We start from the raw sequence: 18755 nt of genomic DNA on the forward strand, positions 1-18755 counted from the left end.
CCACGCCTGCAGCGGCCTGAACCCTTCGGTTCAGTTCGCCATCAGCGGATCGTTGACCTCAAGCGTGCCGTCGATGATCTCTTGGGCGATGGCCTGCACCTGTGCGGCCACCTCGGGATCCTCTGCGATCATGCAGCCACTTTCGGCCATCACGGCAGGATCGCTCAGCGCCACCGCGCCCATGCCACCCTCGGCCAGCCCGTAAGAGGCAAAGTGCGCCTCAGCCCCGCCCTGAATGGCTTCGATGGACTGCAGGATCGCTTCGTCCACCTGCTTGAGGGCGACGTCATACATCTGCCCCGGTGCCGCGTCGCACTGGATCGTGTCCACGGCCATGGTAATGAAGCCCTGTTCGCTCGCCGCTTCGAACACCCCGTAGGAGCCGCCCGCAGCCGCGCCGTAGATCACGTCGGCCCCGGCCGCACTCAGCGCCAGCGCCTGTTCCTTCGCGCGCACCGGATCGGAGAAGGCGTTCTGCCCGCCGACCCAGCGGGTCTCCACGGTCACATCGGGGTTCACGTGCTTCGCGCCATCGGCAAAACCGCCGGTGAAGCGGTGCATGAAGGGAATGTCGATCGGGCCGACCACGCCGACGGTGCCCGTCTCGGTCTTGAGGCCGGCGATTGCGCCCATCAGGAACGACGATTCATGCTCGCGGAAGACAGCGCAATGCACGTTGGCGGGGCGCTCCTCGGACGGGCAAGCATCGACCAGAAGAAAGTCTGTATCCGGCGCGGTGGGGGCGACTTCCATCACGCCATCCACGGCCGAGAAGCTGATGCCGATAATGATATCCGCGCCGACGCTGGCGGCGGCATAAAGGTTTTCGAGCATCGCTTGCGGAGCTTCGCTTTCATAGGTCTCGACGCTCGCGCCGATCTGCTCACCCGCGGCTTCCGCGCCGGCCCGTCCGAGAACGAGGAACGGGTTGTTCCCGATGGGGTTCGGCGTGATGTAGATGATCGAGGTGTCCTGCGCCGTGGCCGCCGCTCCCGAAAGCGCAAGCGTCAACCCCGTTGCCAAGGCCGTCGTCAGGTATTTTGCCGTGAAATGTGCCATCTGGTCTGGCTCCCTGTTGTGTCAGCTCCAAGCCGCCCCTGCGGCCCTGTTCACCCGCCTTGTAAGCCGCATCGGCGGCACACGACAAGCACGGAATGAACCCTCCATACCGCAGGCTCCGCGATTTTTGCACAAATGTCAACGCGCCTGTTTTTTGTGTTTTTTCTTTCCTTTCCGGAATTGACGGTGCTAAGGATTGGCCGGTCAAACCGGACAGGGGGAACGAGTCATGCTTAAGGCGCAAGTGTTGGAAGCGGTCGAGGCGATCCGAAAGCGAAGCGACGTGGTGCCCGAACTGGCGCTGGTTCTGGGGTCCGGCCTGGGGCCGCTGGCGGACCATATCGACGGCGTGACGATCCCCTATTCCGAGATTCCCCATTTTCCCGTCTCGACCGTGCAGGGTCACGACGGGGTTCTGATCGTCGGCACCCTGTTCGGCCGCACCTGCGTGGCGATGCGGGGTCGGGTGCATATGTATGAAGGTTATTCCGCGCAAGAGGTCACCTTTCCGATGCGGGTCATGGCGGCCCTGGGCGCGACGACCACGGTGATCACCAATGCCGCCGGTGGCATGGGCGATGGCATGGTGGTGGGCGACATCGTCGCCATCGAGGACCATCTGTCGCTGGCTGTGGCCGCCGGGTTCGACCCCTTGCGCGGCCCCAATGAACCCGCCTTCGGTGAGCGGTTCGTGTCAATGAACAAGGCCTATGACCCCGAGCTGATCGCGCTGGTGCAATCTCTGTCGCCGATGGTGTCGCGGGGGGTCTATGGCCATGCCATCGGCCCCAGTTTCGAGCCCCCGGCGCTGATCCGGTTCCTCAAGCAGGCGGGCGTCGATCTGGTGGGCATGTCCACCGTGCCCGAAGTGATCGTCGCGCGGCACATGGGGCTGAAGGTTCTGGCGCTTTCGGCCGTGACCAATATCGCCGTCAGCTCCGTCAACGACGCCCATGTCACCAACGAGGATGAGGTCTGGGAAGCGGTCAAACTGGTGCAGCCCAAGCTGCTCACGTTGATGGAGGCGCTGATCCCCGTCCTGCCCCGCGCCGACAGCGGGTCCGCAGCATGAACGTGCAGGTCGATACCTTAATCCACAACGGCACCGTCCTGACCATGGATGCCGAACGCACGGTGCATGACGGAGGTTTCGTCGCGCTCACCGATGGCAAGATCAGCCATGTGGGTCCCGCGTCCGGCGCCGCAGAGCTGGCCGCGACGACTCGCATCGACGCGCAGGGCGGGCTGATCCTGCCCGGCTTCATCAACACCCATTGCCACGCGGCGATGGCGCTGTTTCGCGGGCTGGCGGACAACGTCAATCTGGACGGGTTCCTCAACACTGTCTGGGCCGCCGAAGCCGCCCACATCACGCCCGAAACCGTCGAACAGGGCGCGGCGCTGGCTATGGCGGAAATGGCCCTGGGCGGGGTGACCCATGTGCTGGATATGTATTGGTATCCGGACGCCACCATCACCGCCGCGCGGACCGTGGGCCTTGGCATCACCTCGGGCCCGCCGATGTTGAACGTCGAGGGCGTGGACGGGCTGTCGTGGGACGACCGGATCGCTTTCACGCGCAATTTTCTGGCCCGCTATACCGAGGTTGACGGGGTGCAGCCGATGCTGGTGCCCCACGGGTGCTATACGCTCGATGCCGACAAGCTGGCACAGATCGCCCAGCTTGCGCAGTCGGAGGGCGTCGGCGTTCATATCCACGCGGCCGAAGCCGATTGGGAAATGGACCTTGTGCAAAAGGCCTATGGCACGACCCCGATCCGCGCGTTGCAGCAGGCCGGTCTGTTGGAGCAACCGCTGTTGCTCGCCCACGCGGTGCATCTGGACGACGCCGAGATCGACATGCTTGCCGCCGCGAACGTCGCCGTGGCCCATTGTCCGCTGTCCAATGCCAAGCTCGCCTCAGGCACGGCGCGGATCGGCGATCTTGCGGCTAAGGGCGTAACCCTCTCGCTGGGCACGGACGGGCCGGCCAGCGGCAACGACCTTGATATGTTCGCCACCATGCGCCTTACCGCGCTGCTGCACAATCTGCGCACCGGCACCTCGGACACGCTGCACGCCCGCGACATCGTCGCCATGGCGACCTGCGGCGGGGCGGCCGCGCTGGGTCTGGCGGACCGGACCGGCACGCTTGAGGTGGGCAAACAGGGCGACGTGACCGTGATCGCCACCGATGCACCGCACAACGTGCCCACTTACGACCCCTATTCGACGCTGGTGTTCAGCGCCGGCCGCAGCGACGTGCGCCACGTCTTCGCGCGCGGCCGGGCGATCGTCAGCGACCGCGCGCTGACCACGCCGGTCGCGCCGCTGATCGACGATGTGAAACGGCTGGCCACAGCCATCAGAAGTGAGACGACGTAATGGCATTTCGTGCAATTGAATGGCTGGATGACAGCGACACCCTGCAGCTGATCGACCAGAAGGTCCTGCCGCAGCAGGTGCGCTATCTTGAGCTGAACACCACCGCCGAGATTGCGCGCGCGATCCATGACATGACGGTGCGCGGTGCGCCCGCCATCGGGGTCGCCGCCGCGTTCGGCATCTTGCAAGCGGCCCGCAGCTTTGCCGACGCGCCCGCAGAGGAGATGCAGAGCGCCCTGCAACAGGCCGACGCGGTGCTGCGGGCCTCGCGCCCGACGGCGGTCAACCTGTTCTGGGCGCTGGACCGGATGAAGGCCGTCTGGGCCGATGCTACAGATCCCGCCAACCTGCCCGCGGCCCTACACCGCGAAGCACTGGCCATCGAGGAAGACGACATCGCCGTGAACCGCGCGATTTCCGCCGAGGCGCTGAAGATCCTGCCGCAGAAGGTGACGTTCTTCCACCACTGCAACACCGGATCGCTTGCCACCGTCGATCTGGGCACCGCGCTTGGCATCATCCGCAGCGCCCATGAGGCGGGGCACGAGGTGTTCGCCTACCTTGATGAGACCCGCCCCCGCCTGCAGGGAGCGAAGTTGTCGTCGTTCGAACTGCTGGAATTCGGCGTGCCCCATGCCATCGTCGTGGACGGCGCGTCAGCCCATATCATGCGCACACAGGACGTGGACATCGCCGTGGTCGGCTGTGACCGCGTCGCGGCGAACGGCGATGTGGCCAACAAGATCGGCACCTATAACCTCGCCCTCGCGGCCGCCGACAACGACGTGCCTTTCTATGTCGCCGCCCCCATGTCCACCATCGATTTCGCGACCCCCGACGGCGACGCCATCGAGATCGAGGAGCGCGACAGCGCCGAAGTGACCGAGATCAACGGCCACGCCATCGCGCCGCCCGACGCGCCCGCGTTCAATCCGGCCTTCGATGTGACACCGAACCGCCTGATCGCGGGGATCATCACCGAATACGGCATCGCCCGCCCGCCCTTTACCGACAGTCTGGCCGCGATGCGAACCGCACAGCAAAATGCCCTCAAGGAGGACGTATGAGAAACGAAAAAACCACCGAAGACATCGCACTGGGCATCCGCCGCCGCGTCTTCGAACATGCCATGCGCAACAACGGCGGGTATCTGTCTCAGGCCTGCTCGGCCGCCGAGCAGCTCGCCTGGCTCTATAACGAAGAGCTGAACCTTGGCGCGCCGACCTTGCCGATGATCCCGAAACCCTTTGAGGGGGTGCCCCATGCGGACAACCCCGATTACCACACTGGCGCGGGTTACAACGGCCCGTTCGAGCCCGAGTTCGACCGGCTGTTCATCGCGCCCGCGCATTACGCGCTCGTCGCCTATGCCACGCTGGTGGAAACCGGACGCATGGCCGCCGAAGGGCTCGAGATGTTCAATCAGGACGGCTCAAGCGTCGAGATGATCGGCGCGGAGCATTCGCCGGGGATGGAGGTTCACAACGGCACACTTGGCATCGGTCTTTCGACCGCCGCCGGTCTGGCCTGGGGGCGCAAGCGGCGCGGCGAAACGGGCCGGGTTTGGGTCTATATGTCCGACGGCGAGGTGCAGGAGGGCCAGACCTGGGAAGCCATTCAGGCCTGCGCGCATCACCGGATCGACAACGTCAAGGCGATCATGGATGTGAACAACCAGCAATGTGACGGCGCCATGGACAGCGTCATGGAAGTGCGCGACATCAAGGCCAAGATCGAAGCCTTTGGCGGCGTCGCCGTCGAGTGCGACGCCCACAATCTTGACGAGATGCGCGAAGCGGCCAAAACCCCGCACGAGGGCAAGCCGCTGATCATTCTGGCGCAGTCCAACCCGTTCCACGCGATGCCGATCCTGGAAGAGCGGTTCCCCCGCCTCCACTACGTGCGCTTCAAATCCGAAGAGGAACGCGCCCGCATGAATGCCTCAATCGCCGAGTCGCTGGGTGTCGAACCCATCGACTACGCCCACTAAGCCGGAGTTGTCCCAATGGTAGAAATGGTAAACCGCCCCTATGAGGCGGCCTTCGAAAAACACGCCTTGGCCAATCCGGACGTCTTGTGCATCTCGGCCGACCTCACCTCGTCGTGCGAGATCGACAAGTTCCGCGACAACCACCCCGACCAATTCCTGTCGATGGGCATGGCCGAGCAGAACATGATGAGCTTTTGCGGCGGCCTTGGCCTCGCCGGTTACCGCCCCTTCGTGCACACCTTTGGCGTGTTCACCTACCGGCGGCCCTATGACCAGCTCATGGCGTCGATCGCCTATCCCCGGCGCAAGGTGCGGATCATGGGTTTTCTGCCCGGTATCACCACCCCCGGAGGCATGACCCATCAGGCCATCGAAGACATCAGCGTCATGCGGTCGATGCCGAACATGACGATCCTCGAGACCGGCGACGCGACCGAGGTCGAAAGCATCTGCGAAGCCGCAGACAGCATCGACGGTCCGGTCTATTGCCGCGTGCTGCGCGGCTCGGTCCCGCGTCTGTTCGACACGCCGATTGTCGTGGGCCAGATGCGGGAGATCTCGCTGGGCGAGGACGTGTTGATCGTCACCGCGGGCATCACAACCGAAGAGGCGCTGCGCGCGACGGCGGCGTTGGAAAAGGCCGGTGTGTCGGTGCGGCACCTGCACCTCAACACCATCAAACCGTTCAACGATCAGGCGCTTCTGGACCATATCAATTCGGTCAGGGGCGGTGTGATCACCCTGGAAAACCACGTCACCGAAGGTGGAATAGGGTCGCTTGTGGCCGAAGTCATGGCCGACAACGGCGTTGGCAAGAAGTTGCGGCGGCTGGGCCTGAAAGACACCTACGCCCACGGCGGCAGCCGCGCCTATCTGATGCGCTATTACGGGCTGGACGCGCTGGCGCTGACGCAAGGGGTTGAAGAGCTTCTGGGCCAGCCGCTCAACATCACCGAAGACGATCTGGCGCAGGCGCGGGTCGAGGCGGTTCATTCGCTCGCCAAGGCCGAAGGCCTCTGATGGAGCGTTTCACCGTCACCTATCGCATCGTGGCCGACGACGACCACGATGCCGCCGCCCGTGCCGATGCCATCGCGCTTGAGGATACCGTCGAAATCCCCCGCGACGTGGTGCCCAAGGGCTACGTCGAGGACGTGATCCTTGGCCGGGTCGAGGATGTCACGCCCACGGGCGACGCCGTCTGGTCCGCGCGGATCGCCTATCACATCGACAGCGTCGGCCACGATCTGGCGCAGCTGCTCAACGTGATCCTGGGCAACGCCTCGATCTTGCGCGGCGTTAAAGCGGTGGACCTGACGCCCGACGCCGCCCTGCGCGCGCGCTTTCCCGGCGCGCGGTTCGGCGCGGCGGGCGTGCGTGCGCTCACCGGACGCAGCACTGGCGGCTTTGTCTGCCCGGTGATCAAGCCGCAGGGCACCTCCTCGGACAGTCTTGCCCAATTGTGCTACCTGACCGCCGTGGCCGGGGCCGATATCGTGAAAGAGGATCACGGCCTTGCCGGGCAGGACGCCGCGCCCTTCCGGGAGCGCGTCACCGCCTGCGCCGCCGCCGTGGCCCGCGCCAACGCCGAACGGCAAGAGAAGGGCGACCAGACGCAGGCGCTGTATTTCCCAAACATCAGCGGCCCCGCCCACAAAATCCACGATAACGCCCGTTACGCCCGCGATGCCGGTGCCGATGGGCTGCTGATCATCCCCGGGCTTTACGGCTTCGACGCGATGAACCAGCTTGCGCAGGACGATGAACTGGACCTACCAATCATGGCGCACCCCAGCCATCTGGGGCCCTATGTGCTGTCGCCGGATCACGGCTACGGCCACGGGATGCTGTTCGGGCAACTCATGCGTCTTGCGGGGGCCGATATCTCGGTCTTTCCCAACCATGGCGGGCGCTTCGGCTTCTCGGTTGAGGAATGCGACGCCATCGTCGCCGATTGCCGGGACCCATCAGGGGTCGGCCCCGCAATCCTGCCCAGCCCCGGCGGCGGCATGTCGGTCGAGCGCTTGCCCGACATGCAACGACAATACGGCGCGGATTGCGTCTATCTTCTGGGTGGCAGCCTGTTGCGGGCGGGGGATGGCATCGGTGATGTGATCCGGGACATGCGCCGCGCCTTGACCCCGTAGGGCAATCGCAAACGTGGGTGAAAGAATTATTGCATATATCTAAAAATTTTAGATAGTCTGATCTTGCAAGAAGATCGGAGCCGCCCATGACCGAAACCGCCCACCCCGACCCGACCGGACAACAGCCGCCTGTCGGGGCCCTGTTGCGGGCGGCGCGGCGCAGTCAGAACCTGACCTTGCAAGAGCTTAGCACCCGCTCCGGCCTCTCGGTCGGCTACCTGAGCCAGATCGAGCGCGACATCGCGACCCCGTCGCTGGGTTCGCTCAACCGGTTGGCGGCGGCGCTCTCGCTGGATCTGGGGCACTTCATTCCGCTGCCCAATGCCCGTGGCCTTGTCACCCGCAAACAGGATCGCGAAACGATCTGGGTGCGCGAGGGCGGCATGACCTATGAACGGCTGCACGGCGAATTCGTGGGCGCGGCCTTCTCCGCGTTCCTTATCACCATGCCCGCCGGGTTCGTGACGGAAACCGACATTCACACGGGTGAGGAGTTCGTCGAGGTGCGCAGCGGCCGGGTGATCTTTACCATCGGTGAACGCGACTACGATCTGCAGGCTGGCGACACGCTGCATTTCAACTCCGACCAGCGCCATCAGGCCCGCAACCCCGAAGGCGATCCGGCGGTGCTTTTCTGGCTTGGCAACGGTCCGACCTTCCAGATGACCCCGCAATCGGGCACCTCGGCGTGACCGGGGCCAGCCGACTTCCCCTGATGTGGCTGGCGCAGCGCATCGGCATGATGCTTCTGACGCTGCTGGCGATCATCACCCTGACCTTTGCGCTGATGCACGCGGTGCCCGGCGGGCCCTTCGTGTCGGAGAAAATGCTCGCCCCCGAGATTGAAGCCGCGCTGAACGCCAAGTTCGGATTGGATCAGCCGATCTGGCGGCAATACCTCAATTATCTGGGCGGCGTGCTGACCTTCGATCTGGGACCGTCGTTCAAATACCCCGGCGTCAGCGTCAACAGCATGATCGCCGACGGACTTGCCGTGACCGCGCAGACCGGGCTTCTGGCGATGATCTGCGTGGTGGCCGTGGGTGTGCCCGCGGGGATCGTAGCGGCCCTCAACCGTGGGCGCTGGCCGGACACGCTGGCGATGTTCCTTGCCAGTCTGGGCATTGCCGTGCCCTCTTACGTTATCGCCACGGTGGCGCTTTACATCTTCGCGCTGCGGCTTGGTTGGACCCCGGCCTTCGGGCTGGACGACTGGCGCGGCTACATCCTGCCGGTTGTGGCGCTGTCGGGCTTCTGGATGTCCTTCGTCGCGCGCCTCACACGGTCCAACCTGCTTGAGACGATGTCGCAGGACTACATCATGACCGCCCGCGCCAAGGGTCTGCCCGCGCGCACGGTGATGCTGCGCCACGGGCTGCGCAATTCGCTGATTCCGGTGGTCACCGTGCTGGGGCCCGTGGTGGCCAACCTGCTGACCGGAAGCTTCGTGATCGAACAGATCTTCGCCTTGCCGGGGATCGGCCGGCATTTTGTGCAGTCGATCACCAACCGCGATTATACCGCGATCATGGGGATCACGATTTTCTATGCGGTCTTCCTGATGCTGATGATCCTGATCGTCGATCTGCTTTACCTCTGGCTTGACCCGCGCATTTCATACGGAGACCGCAAATGACCCGACCGGCCATTGCGCCTGATATGTGGCTGCCCCTTGATCCGCAGACCGGGCGCCCGGGCGATCCGGTGGTGGGCAGCGCCAGCCTTGGCTTCTGGGCCGGAGTGCGGTCGCGGCTCTGGCGGCACCGTCCGGCGATGGCGGGGCTGGGGTTCATCATCCTCCTTATCGTGGCGGCGGTGTTCGGGCCGATGCTGTCACCCTACAGCTACTTTCAGCAGAACCTTGAGCTGTCGAACCTGCCGCCCGTCTATCGCCCCTATACGGTGGCCGAGGGCGTGCAGGTTCACGTCAACACCAGCAACCTAAGCCTTTACGAGGTCGGCGACGGGGGCGGGCTGACCGGCCTGCTGCGGCCGGACGGGCGCGACATGATCAACCGTCAGACCACGTGGGAAATTGCGGGCAAGACCGTGGTGCTGGACTACGGTCAGCGGCCCGCCGTGCTGACCATTGACGGCGAGGTCGCGCAAGCCGGCGGGCGCAAGCTCAACCGGCGCAACCCCTTCGGCACCGACCAGTTGGGCCGCGACGTGCTTGTGCGGCAGCTTTACGGCGCGCGAATCTCGCTGCTGGTGGCCGCCGCCGCCGTGCTGGCGAATTTCGTGATCGGCGTGGTCTATGGCGGGGTTTCCGGCCTGCTGGGCGGGCGCGTGGATGCAGTAATGATGCGCATCGTCGAGATCGTCGCGACGATCCCGCTCACGCTTTATGTGATCTTGATGATGGTGGTGCTGCAATCGGGGCTCCTCTCGGTCGTGCTGGCGATCGGCACCGTCTATTGGGTGGACATGGCGCGGGTGGTGCGGGGGCAGATCCTGACGCTGAAAAGTCAGGACTACGTCGCCGCCGCGCGCACCATGGGGGCCTCGACCTCGCGCATCCTGTTCAAACACCTGCTGCCCAACGCCTTTGGCCCGATCCTTGTGACGCTGACCATGCTGATCCCCTCGGCTATCTTTATCGAAAGCTTCATGAGCTTCATCGGCCTTGGCGTGACACCGCCACAGGCAAGCTGGGGGACGCTGACCTCGGAAGCGGTGGAGACCTTGCGCGCCTATCCGCACCAATTGTTCTTTCCCGCCGTGGCGATCAGCCTGACCATGCTGGCGTTCAACTTCCTCGGCGATGGTCTGCGCGATGCGCTGGACCCGAGGTTGTCGTCATGACCGCGCCTCTGCTGTCCTTGCGCGATCTGCGTACCGAATACCGCACCGACCGGGGCGTGGTGCAGGCCGTGCGCGGCGTCGAACTGACCCTCCACCGGGGGGAGATTCTCGGGCTGGTCGGGGAGAGCGGGTCGGGCAAGTCCGTCACCTGCATGAGCCTTCTGAAACTGCTCAAACGCGGGGGGCACATCACCTCGGGCACGGCGGACTTCGACGGCGTCGACCTGCTGAGCCTGTCGGACCGGGCGCTGACCCGGGTGCGCGGTGACCGCATCGGCGTGATCTTCCAAGACCCGATGTCGGCGCTTAACCCCACGATGACCGTGGGCCGCCAGATCGTCGAGGTGCTGATGCAGCACCGCCGGATCGGCAAGAACGCCGCCCGCGCCCGCGCGGTCGAGTTGTTCAAACTGGTGCGTATCCCCTCGCCCGAGACCCGCATCGACAATTATCCCCATGAATTCTCCGGCGGAATGCGGCAACGGGTGATGATCGCGATTGCGCTGGCCTGTGAGCCGGACATCCTGATCGCGGACGAGCCGACGACCGCGCTGGATGTGACGATCCAGCGGCAGATTCTGGCGCTGCTGAAAGAGCTGCGCGACCGGCTGGGCATGGCGATTATCCTTGTGACCCATGACCTTGGGGTGATCGCCGAGACTGCCGACCGGGTCATGGTGCTTTATGGCGGTCAAGTGATGGAGGAAGCCCCGGTCGCGGACCTGTTCGCGGCCCCGCAGCATCCCTACACCCGCGGGCTACTGGCGGCGATCCCCGATCCGCGCCTTGCGGGGCGGCCGCTGTCGCCGGTGCGCGGCAGCCCGCCGGACATGCGCAGCCCGCCGCCCGGTTGCCCCTTCGCGCCCCGCTGCCCCCGCGCCATGCGGATCTGCGCCACGCCGCCGCCGATGTATGACGGCACGGAGTCCGCCCGCCTGCGTCCGACGCAACGCAGCCGCTGCTGGCTGGCCGATACCAATGCCCCTGCCCCGACCCCGGAGCCCGCAGAATGACCCGCCCCCTGCTCGAACTTCACGACCTGGAGATGCACTTTCCGACGCGGCACGGCGTGCTGAAAGCGTTGGACGGGGTCAGCCTGACGATCCAGCGGGGCGAGACCTTGGGCCTTGTGGGGGAAAGCGGCTGCGGGAAATCCACCCTCGCCCGGGCACTGATCCGGCTCTATCGCCCGACGGGTGGCCGCGTGGTGCTGGACGGGACCGACATCACGACGCTGGGGGACAAGGCGCTGAAACCCCACCGCAGGCGGGTGCAGATGATTTTTCAAGACCCTGTGGCGGCTCTGAACGGGCGGATGACCGTGGGGGAGTTGATTGCCGAACCGCTTGAGGTGATGGGCATCGGCACTGCCAAATCCCGCCGTGCGCGGGTGGCCGCGTTGCTCGATCAGGTGGGGCTGGGGGCCGAGGCCGCCGACCGCTACCCCCATGCCTTTTCCGGCGGTCAGCGGCAGCGCGTGGGCATCGCCCGCGCCATCGCGCTCGAACCCGATCTGGTCGTCTGTGATGAGCCGATCTCGGCGCTGGACGTCTCTATTCAGGCGCAAATCGTCAATATGCTCTCGGAGCTCAAGCGCGACACCGGGTTGGCCTATCTGTTCATCACCCACGATCTGTCGATGCTGCGCCATATCGCCGACCGCATCGGCGTGATGTATCTGGGCAAACTGGTCGAGATCGCCCCGTCCGAAGCGCTGCACACCGCGCCGCGCCATCCCTATACGCAGCTTTTGTGGTCGGCCATTCCAGTCCCCGATCCGGAGGCCCGTCGCGACGATGCGTTCGAGACGGGCGAGGTGCCCAGCCCGCTGGACCTGCCATCCGGTTGCCGGTTCCGCACCCGCTGCCCCCGCGCGACCGCGCTTTGCGCTGAAGTAGAGCCTGATCTGACGCTGCACGACGACGGCCACGCCGTCGCCTGTCATCACCCGCTGCCCGCTGGCAGCACATCTCATACTCAGGAGGAGAGAGAGAATGCGTAAACTGTTCATGTCCACCGCCTTTGCCGCGCTTGTCGCGGGGCCAGTGCTGGCCGCAGGCGATCTGACCTATGTGGTCAACAACGAATCCGCGACCTACGATCCCGGGCTGACGTCCGAGACCTTCGCCGCGCCGATCATCGGCAACACCTTCGAAGGCCTCGTGCGCTTCACCGAAGAGGGTGAGATCGAAGGCGCCATGGCTGAAAGCTGGGAAGTCTCCGAAGACGGGCTGACCTATACCTTCAAGCTGCGCGACGCCAAATGGTCCGACGGAAAGCCCGTCACCGCGCAGGATTTCGTCTATGCCTGGATGCGTGTGCTTGATCCCGCTGCAGGTGCCAAGAACCCGTCGATGTTCTATCTGATCGACGGGGCCGAGGCGCATTACGCCGCCGGTGGAGAGGGCGACGTGGCGATTTCCGCGCCCGACGACAAGACGCTGACCTTCACGCTGACCAACCGCATTCCCTACATGATGCAGCTTCTGACCTACACCAACTGGTTCCCGGTGCGTGAGGATGTAGTCGAGGCCGACCCCGAAGGCTGGACCCGCAACCCCGAAACCTTCATCGGCAATGGCCCGTTCAAGGTGACCGAGTTCAACTTCGGGGAATCCGTCGTCTTCGCCAAGAACGATGCGTACTATGGGGCCGAGGACGTGTCGCTCGACACCCTGACCTTCCGGTTGATCCCCGATCAGGCGACCGCGCTCACCGCGATGGAATCCGGTCAGGTGGACGGGATCGAAGCCGTGCCCGCGCCGGAAATCCCCCGTCTGATGGCGGAAAGCGACGCCTTTATGATCGTGCCGGCGTTGGGGACGACCTATGCGTTCTTCAACCCTGCACAGGCACCGCTGGATGACGTGCGCGTGCGCAAGGCGCTGTCCATGGCGATCGACCGGCAGGACATCGTGGACTTCGTTCTGCAATCCGCCGATCAACCCGCCATCGGCCTTGTGCCCTATGGCATGACCCTGAACGGTGAGGATTTCCGCGACGGTGTCGATACCTACGGGCTAGACGCGGACGCCCAGCCCGAGGCTGCTGCGGCCCTGCTGGCCGAGGCCGGCTATCCGAACGGCGAAGGCTTCCCCGAAACCGTGTTCGTCACCTACACCTCGCCGCCCATCGAAAAGCTGCTCGAAGCGATTCAACAGATGTGGAAGGAAAACCTGAACATCGACGTCTCCATTCAGGCGACCGAGTGGCAGGTCTATTATCCCGAAGTGCAAAAGGTCGAATACCAGATCGCGCAGATGGGCTGGGGCGCGGATTATCCGCACCCGATGACCTTCCTTGACGTCTTCCTGCCCGACAGCCCCAACAATCTGGCGGCTTGGCAGAGCGAGGACTTCGCCGCAGCGGTTGATGCGGCCAAGGCCACCGCGGACGAAGCCGAGAGCCTTGCCGCTATGCGCGAAGCCGAGGCCGTGTTGATGAACGACCACGTCATCCTGCCGATGTATCACCGCTACAACTACATGATGATGTCGCCGGATGTCGAAGGGTTCTGGCGGTCATCGCTCAACGTGCCCTACTTCCGCGATGTGACAATCACGGAATAACACGACGGTCAGCGGGCGCTTCGGTGCCCGCTGGCCTTTGCCCTAGGGGAATCCGGCCCCCGCAAGCCCCTCAAGGAACCGCGAGAAGCCGGGCCATTCCCGAAGCGGATTGACCTCGGCCGCCAGCGCCACGCTTTCCTTCGGATCGATCTTCAGAACCTGCGCCGCGCAGGCGCGGGCCTTTTCGGTTTCACCCAGACGGAACAGCGCCGACGCCTTGATGCGCAGCGCGTTCTTCATGTCCGGGTTGACCGCCAACGCCACCTCGGACAATTCCACCGCCGCCGCGTCCTGCCCGCCATGGATCGCCGCCAGCGCGCCGGCAAACCCGTGGGTCACCCGCATCGGGTCCAGCGGGCTGATCGCCAAAGCCCGGCGGGCATAGGCAAGCCCCGTTTCGAAATTCAGATCATAGGTCATGAACAGGCTGCCCCAGCCGAGGATGTGACTGCCATGGGGTTGCAAGGCGGCGGCGCGGGCGACCAGGTCGGCCGTCAAGGGGTAGTCACGAAAGATCATGCCCTGCGCAAAGGCCGTGGTCCAAAGGATCGCCGGGTCCTGCGGATCACCTTTCCACGCTCGCGCGCAGGCCTCCTCAATTGCCGGAGCCACGGTGTCGCGCCCCATGATCCAGCCGCTGCGATAGGCGCGCGTCAGCAGAAACGCCTTGTAGCCATTGGCCGCCGGGTGGTCGGGATCGGTCGAGAGGACCTCGTCCACCAGAGCAAGCGCCGCCTCATTGCCCGTGCGGTCAAAACTCCAGATCGCGTGGCGCGCCTGACAGAGTTTGGCAAAGATGGTCGGGTCTTCGGCGGCGCGCGCGGGCGGAAAGATCCAATCCGGCCGGGGCGGCTGCGCCTCGGTCAGCATTCCGGCAATCCTTTGGGCCGCCCCGTCGGCCAGCACTTGCAGGGTTGCGCCCTCAACCGTGACGGTCTGCGCCTCTGCGGTGGTGAGGTCGTTCAGCGTCAGAGTCAATTCTGACGAGTTTTCGGGAGTAAACCTGCCGCGCAGCGCATGGCTGACCCCCATCTCGGTCAACGCCTCGGGCGAGCTGTCGAAGGCAGGCTGAAAGGTCGTGTGATGGGACAGCGCCCGCGCCTGCGCCAGACGCACCACCTCGTTCAACACGTCTTCTGCCAGCGCCGGACCACGCCAGTCGGGTGCGTCGGTCGCAAACGGGAGCGCGCAGAGCACGGGGCGTGCGGTTTTCACGATCCGGCTTTGCGCCTTGGCCGATGTTTCCTGCATGCTCCGGTGCCTCCTGCGGTGGGTTGCGAAAAGGCTAGGCCAGCGGGACACCGCAAAAAAGTGAGAAATACGCGAAGGTCGTCTAAGTTTTAGACCGATCATCGCGGCAGACCCGCAGCAGCCAGCGCACCACCGCCTGAACCGCGCCCTCTTCCGCGCGCTCCGGCGTGACCCGCAACACATAGACCCAGTCGTGGTCGATGATCCGGTCGGAACAGGGCAGAAGCGCGCCGCTTTCTAGATGCTGCGCTACCAAAGCGCAGCGCACAAAACCCACGCCAAGCCCCTGCAGCACCGCCGATTGCAGCAGGGCCGAGCCTTCCAGCAGCAGATGCGCGGCGTCGCCCACCAGAGTGGTCTGCGCGTCGGGGCGATGCGCACTTATCCATGCGGGCCACATGCGCAAATCCTCATCGTGGATATGCGGCCCCGCCTCGAGCAGTTCGGCCGGGGACAAGCCAGACGATTGGACCAGTCGTGGCGAACAGGCGGGGATCGCGTCACCGGGAAACAGAATCTCGTCACTGGCCAGAACCGCAGCCCGGCGCAGGAACAGAACCTGCACGTCGGGTTTTGCCATGGTCGGCCGATCGGCGAAGGCCATCGAAATATGTAGGCGCACCTCGGGATGGGCGCGAGCAAAATCGGGCTGGTTCGGCAGAATCAGCTCGGTCGCCAGAAGTGGCAAGGTCGCCACGGTCACGGGATCGACCCGGCGCAGGGGCAGCCGGTCGACTTCATGGCGCACCTCGTCAAACGCGCGGTGCGCGGTCATGGCAAGGCTGCGTCCCGCATCGGTCAGCACTGTGCTGCGCCCGCCGCGCTTGAACAGCGGCGTGTCGGACCAATCCTCAAGCACCTTCACCTGATGGCTGACCGCGGAATGGGACACCCGCAGCTGTTGCGCGGCCCCAGTGACCGACCCGGCCAGATAGATCGCCTCAAGCGTGCGCAGGGACTTCAGGGGCGGCAATCTTCGGACGGGGGGCGTGCTGGTCATGTTAGCTATTTAGACGATAACCGCAAAGTTTCTACTTTTCTTTTGCGTGTGCCCCGTCATGGTATCCACAAGGGAGCCCACCACACCGCAAGGATGTCCAGATGACCCAGACATTGCGCCTCAGCATTGCCCAGATGACTTCGACCAACCGGCACGAGGGCAATATCGCCTGGATGGAGGAGGCCGCCGCGCAGGCGGCAGAGGACGGCGCGCAGATGCTGGCCCTGCCCGAGGCGTCGGGGCTGGTGAACAAGGACCGCGACGATGCCCTGCGGCTTGTGGTCGATCACGACGCCGACCCTTTCATCGCCGCCTGCCGTGAGGCTGCCGCGAAGCACGGGCTGTGGGTTCAGACCGGATCGACGCCGGTGAAGGGGCCCGATGGCGTGGATGGTCCGCGGTTCCTCAACCACGGGGACATGATCGACCCCGATGGCCGGATCGTTGCCGGATATGACAAGATCCACCTGTTTGACATTCATCTTGACGGCAAACCACCCACTGGGGAATCCCGCCGCTACGGTCCGGGCCGTCGCGCGGTTCTGGCTGACACGCCGTGGGGGCCGGCGGGGCTGGCGATCTGCTACGACCTGCGGTTTCCGCAGCTCTTCCGCGATTACGGCCAGCGCGGCGCGACTTTGCTTTTCGTGCCCTCTGCCTTTACCGTTCCCACAGGCCGCGCCCATTGGGAGGTGCTCTTGCGCGCGCGAGCCATTGAAAACGGCGCGTTCGTCATCGCGGCGGCGCAGGTCGGCAAGCACGACGACGGGCGGGTGACCTACGGCCATTCGATGGTCGTCAATCCGTGGGGCGAGGTGCTGGTCGACATGGGGTCCGACGGACCCGGATTGCGCACCGTCGATCTGAACCTCGACGAAGTTGCCGCCGCCCGCCGCCAGATCCCGTCCTTGCAGAACGGGCGCGACTACAGCTTCGACGACTGAGCCTGCCATACGATTTACCGAAGGGAGACCGAGAATGTTCCACAAAAACGTCCTATCCGCGGCCTTTGCACTGGCGCTTGCCGTGCCCTTGGCTGCGCAGGCCCAAGACCGGCCCGACATCACCCTTGCCGTCGACAACCTGTGGGAGACGATGGACCCCGTGATCGGCATTTCCACCTCGGGCGCGCGGGTGCATTACAACGTGTTCGACACGCTGATTTCGCGCAACCGCTGGGAAGACCCCGACGGCGCGACGCTGGTGCCGCAACTGGCGACAAGCTGGGAACGCAAGACGCCGTATATCTGGGAACTGACCCTGCGCGAGGGCGTGCCGTTCCACGACGGGCACATCATGGACGCCGAGGACGTGGCCTTTTCCATGTCCGCCGAGCGGCTTTGGGGGCCGGAACCCCTTGCCCCGCGCGGCACCCGCTATGCCGCCAATATCGTGCGTGTCGAGGCGACCGGCCCGCTGACCGTGGAAGTCGAGCTCGACATCGCCGACCCGACCTTCCCCAACCGGCTGGCAACGCCTTTGGGGTTCGTCTTGCCGAAACATTACTACGAAGAAGTGGGCACCGACGCCTTCGGCCAGATGCCCATGGGCACCGGCCCCTACCGCGTCACCAGCTTCGACCCTTCGGTTGAGCTGACCGCTGAGGCCTTTGACGACTATTGGAACGGCCCTGTTCCGGCGGAATCGCTGACCTTCCGCATCGTGCCGGAGTTCTCGACCCGGTTCGCGGGTCTCGTCTCGGGTGAGTTCGACATCATCGTGTCGATCCCCGCCGACCAGATCGAACAGGTGGAAAACGCCGACGGGGTGCATGTTCTGTCGAAGGGGATCGAGAATTATCCCATGTTCGCTTTTAACATGCTCGAAGACGACGAAACCCTCCCTGACAACCCGTTGACCGACCCCAACCTGCGCAAGGCGATGGTCTCTGCCATCGACCGCGATGCTATTGTCGAGGCGCTCTGGGGCGATGCGACTTTTGTGCCCACGCCGTTCAACTTCCCCGAATACGGCGATTACTTCGATCCGGAGCGGGAACGCGCCTACCCCTATGACCCCGAACGCGCGGCCGAGCTTCTCGAAGCCTCGGACTACGACGGGGAGGAACTGGAATGGCACATCACCCGCGGTTTCTATCCGAACTATGAAATCGCCGCCGAATTCATGGTGGAACAGTGGCGCGATGTCGGGATCAACGTGAAGATCACCCTCGTCGACAACTTCAGCTTGGCCTATGAGCGTCCGTTCCATCTGCTCAACATGTCCATGTCGTCGGATTTCTCGGGCGATCCGTGGCGGCCGCTCTGGCTCGACTGGGGCCCAACCTCGAGCCGCGTGAACGCCAGCCACCGGACCTATGTGCCCACGGACAAGTTCCTTGAGCTGGGCGAAGCCTTCGTGCAGGCGCAGGATTTCGAGACGCGCTATGCGGCCTATCTCGATCTTGTCGCCGAGTGGGAGGACATCACCCCCGGCATGTATCTGTGGCGCAACGTGGTCAGCTACGGGGTGCGCGATGATCTCGACTGGGATCCGGGCAACTCGGCCGTCACCATCTTCGACAAGCGTTACCTGAAGAACTGACGTTC

At 64.6% G+C, this 18755-nt stretch carries 17 protein-coding genes; 14 read left to right on the plus strand and 3 right to left on the minus strand.

All coding sequences use genetic code 11. The features are described 5' to 3' along the window. Positions 1-30: 30 nt before the first annotated feature. The gene (locus tag DC363_RS14610) at positions 31-1059 is read right to left on the minus strand and encodes a BMP family lipoprotein (protein ID WP_108641901.1); all 1029 of its coding nucleotides are present in this window, start codon (positions 1057-1059) and stop codon (positions 31-33) included. Between the two features lie 229 nt (positions 1060-1288). On the opposite strand from DC363_RS14610, the gene DC363_RS14615 reads away from it, so the two are divergent. From DC363_RS14615 to DC363_RS14670, 12 genes are all read left to right on the plus strand, one after another. Beyond that, positions 1289-2131 carry a purine-nucleoside phosphorylase gene (locus DC363_RS14615; protein ID WP_108641902.1) on the plus strand — a complete coding sequence of 281 codons (843 nt, stop codon included), beginning with the start codon at positions 1289-1291 and terminating at the stop codon, positions 2129-2131. Continuing rightward, positions 2128-3444, plus strand: coding sequence for an amidohydrolase family protein (locus DC363_RS14620; RefSeq protein WP_108641903.1), 1317 nt, complete (start codon positions 2128-2130; stop codon positions 3442-3444). Before DC363_RS14615 ends, DC363_RS14620 begins: the two co-directional genes overlap by 4 nt. Further along, positions 3444-4511 carry an S-methyl-5-thioribose-1-phosphate isomerase gene (mtnA, locus tag DC363_RS14625; protein WP_108641904.1) on the plus strand — a complete coding sequence of 356 codons (1068 nt, stop codon included), beginning with the start codon at positions 3444-3446 and terminating at the stop codon, positions 4509-4511. Before DC363_RS14620 ends, mtnA begins: the two co-directional genes overlap by 1 nt. Next, positions 4508-5434, plus strand: a complete 927-nt coding sequence (locus DC363_RS14630) for a transketolase (protein WP_108641905.1) — start codon at positions 4508-4510, stop codon at positions 5432-5434. The genes mtnA and DC363_RS14630 overlap by 4 nt, the downstream gene beginning before the upstream one ends. Positions 5435-5449: 15 nt before the next feature. Next, the gene (locus DC363_RS14635; protein WP_108641906.1) at positions 5450-6454 is read left to right on the plus strand and encodes a transketolase family protein; all 1005 of its coding nucleotides are present in this window, start codon (positions 5450-5452) and stop codon (positions 6452-6454) included. Beyond that, positions 6454-7581: a RuBisCO large subunit C-terminal-like domain-containing protein gene (locus DC363_RS14640; RefSeq protein ID WP_108641907.1), complete on the plus strand. Its 1128-nt coding sequence runs from the start codon at positions 6454-6456 to the stop codon at positions 7579-7581. The genes DC363_RS14635 and DC363_RS14640 overlap by 1 nt, the downstream gene beginning before the upstream one ends. Before the next feature lie 86 nt (positions 7582-7667). Further along, the gene (locus tag DC363_RS14645) at positions 7668-8273 is read left to right on the plus strand and encodes a helix-turn-helix domain-containing protein (protein WP_108641908.1); all 606 of its coding nucleotides are present in this window, start codon (positions 7668-7670) and stop codon (positions 8271-8273) included. Then, positions 8270-9217 (plus strand): ABC transporter permease, encoded by a 948-nt coding sequence (locus DC363_RS14650; protein ID WP_241963018.1) that lies wholly within the window; start codon positions 8270-8272, stop codon positions 9215-9217. The genes DC363_RS14645 and DC363_RS14650 overlap by 4 nt, the downstream gene beginning before the upstream one ends. Next, on the plus strand, positions 9214-10386 hold the full coding sequence (locus DC363_RS14655) for an ABC transporter permease (protein WP_108641910.1): 1173 nt from the start codon (positions 9214-9216) through the stop codon (positions 10384-10386). Before DC363_RS14650 ends, DC363_RS14655 begins: the two co-directional genes overlap by 4 nt. After that, on the plus strand, positions 10383-11399 hold the full coding sequence (locus DC363_RS14660; protein ID WP_108641911.1) for an ABC transporter ATP-binding protein: 1017 nt from the start codon (positions 10383-10385) through the stop codon (positions 11397-11399). Before DC363_RS14655 ends, DC363_RS14660 begins: the two co-directional genes overlap by 4 nt. Next, on the plus strand, positions 11396-12388 hold the full coding sequence (locus tag DC363_RS14665) for an ABC transporter ATP-binding protein (protein WP_108641912.1): 993 nt from the start codon (positions 11396-11398) through the stop codon (positions 12386-12388). The genes DC363_RS14660 and DC363_RS14665 overlap by 4 nt, the downstream gene beginning before the upstream one ends. Next, complete coding sequence (locus tag DC363_RS14670; protein WP_108641913.1) at positions 12381-13955, plus strand: peptide ABC transporter substrate-binding protein; 1575 nt, start codon at positions 12381-12383, stop codon at positions 13953-13955. Before DC363_RS14665 ends, DC363_RS14670 begins: the two co-directional genes overlap by 8 nt. Before the next feature lie 42 nt (positions 13956-13997). Here DC363_RS14670 and DC363_RS14675 read toward each other — a convergent pair whose 3' ends face one another. Both DC363_RS14675 and DC363_RS14680 read right to left on the minus strand, forming a co-directional pair. Continuing rightward, positions 13998-15206 (minus strand): tetratricopeptide repeat protein, encoded by a 1209-nt coding sequence (locus DC363_RS14675; RefSeq protein ID WP_108641914.1) that lies wholly within the window; start codon positions 15204-15206, stop codon positions 13998-14000. Positions 15207-15288: 82 nt separating this feature from the next. Further along, positions 15289-16206, minus strand: coding sequence for a LysR family transcriptional regulator (locus DC363_RS14680; RefSeq protein ID WP_108641915.1), 918 nt, complete (start codon positions 16204-16206; stop codon positions 15289-15291). 101 nt (positions 16207-16307) lie between these two features. On the opposite strand from DC363_RS14680, the gene DC363_RS14685 reads away from it, so the two are divergent. After that, positions 16308-17150, plus strand: a complete 843-nt coding sequence (locus DC363_RS14685) for a carbon-nitrogen hydrolase family protein (RefSeq protein WP_108641916.1) — start codon at positions 16308-16310, stop codon at positions 17148-17150. Positions 17151-17184: 34 nt separating this feature from the next. After that, positions 17185-18750, plus strand: a complete 1566-nt coding sequence (locus DC363_RS14690; RefSeq protein WP_108641917.1) for an ABC transporter substrate-binding protein — start codon at positions 17185-17187, stop codon at positions 18748-18750. Positions 18751-18755 lie beyond the last annotated feature (5 nt).

Origin of the sequence: Thalassorhabdomicrobium marinisediminis, from assembly GCF_003072065.1 — a bacterium.
GTDB lineage: Bacteria > Pseudomonadota > Alphaproteobacteria > Rhodobacterales > Rhodobacteraceae > Octadecabacter > Octadecabacter marinisediminis.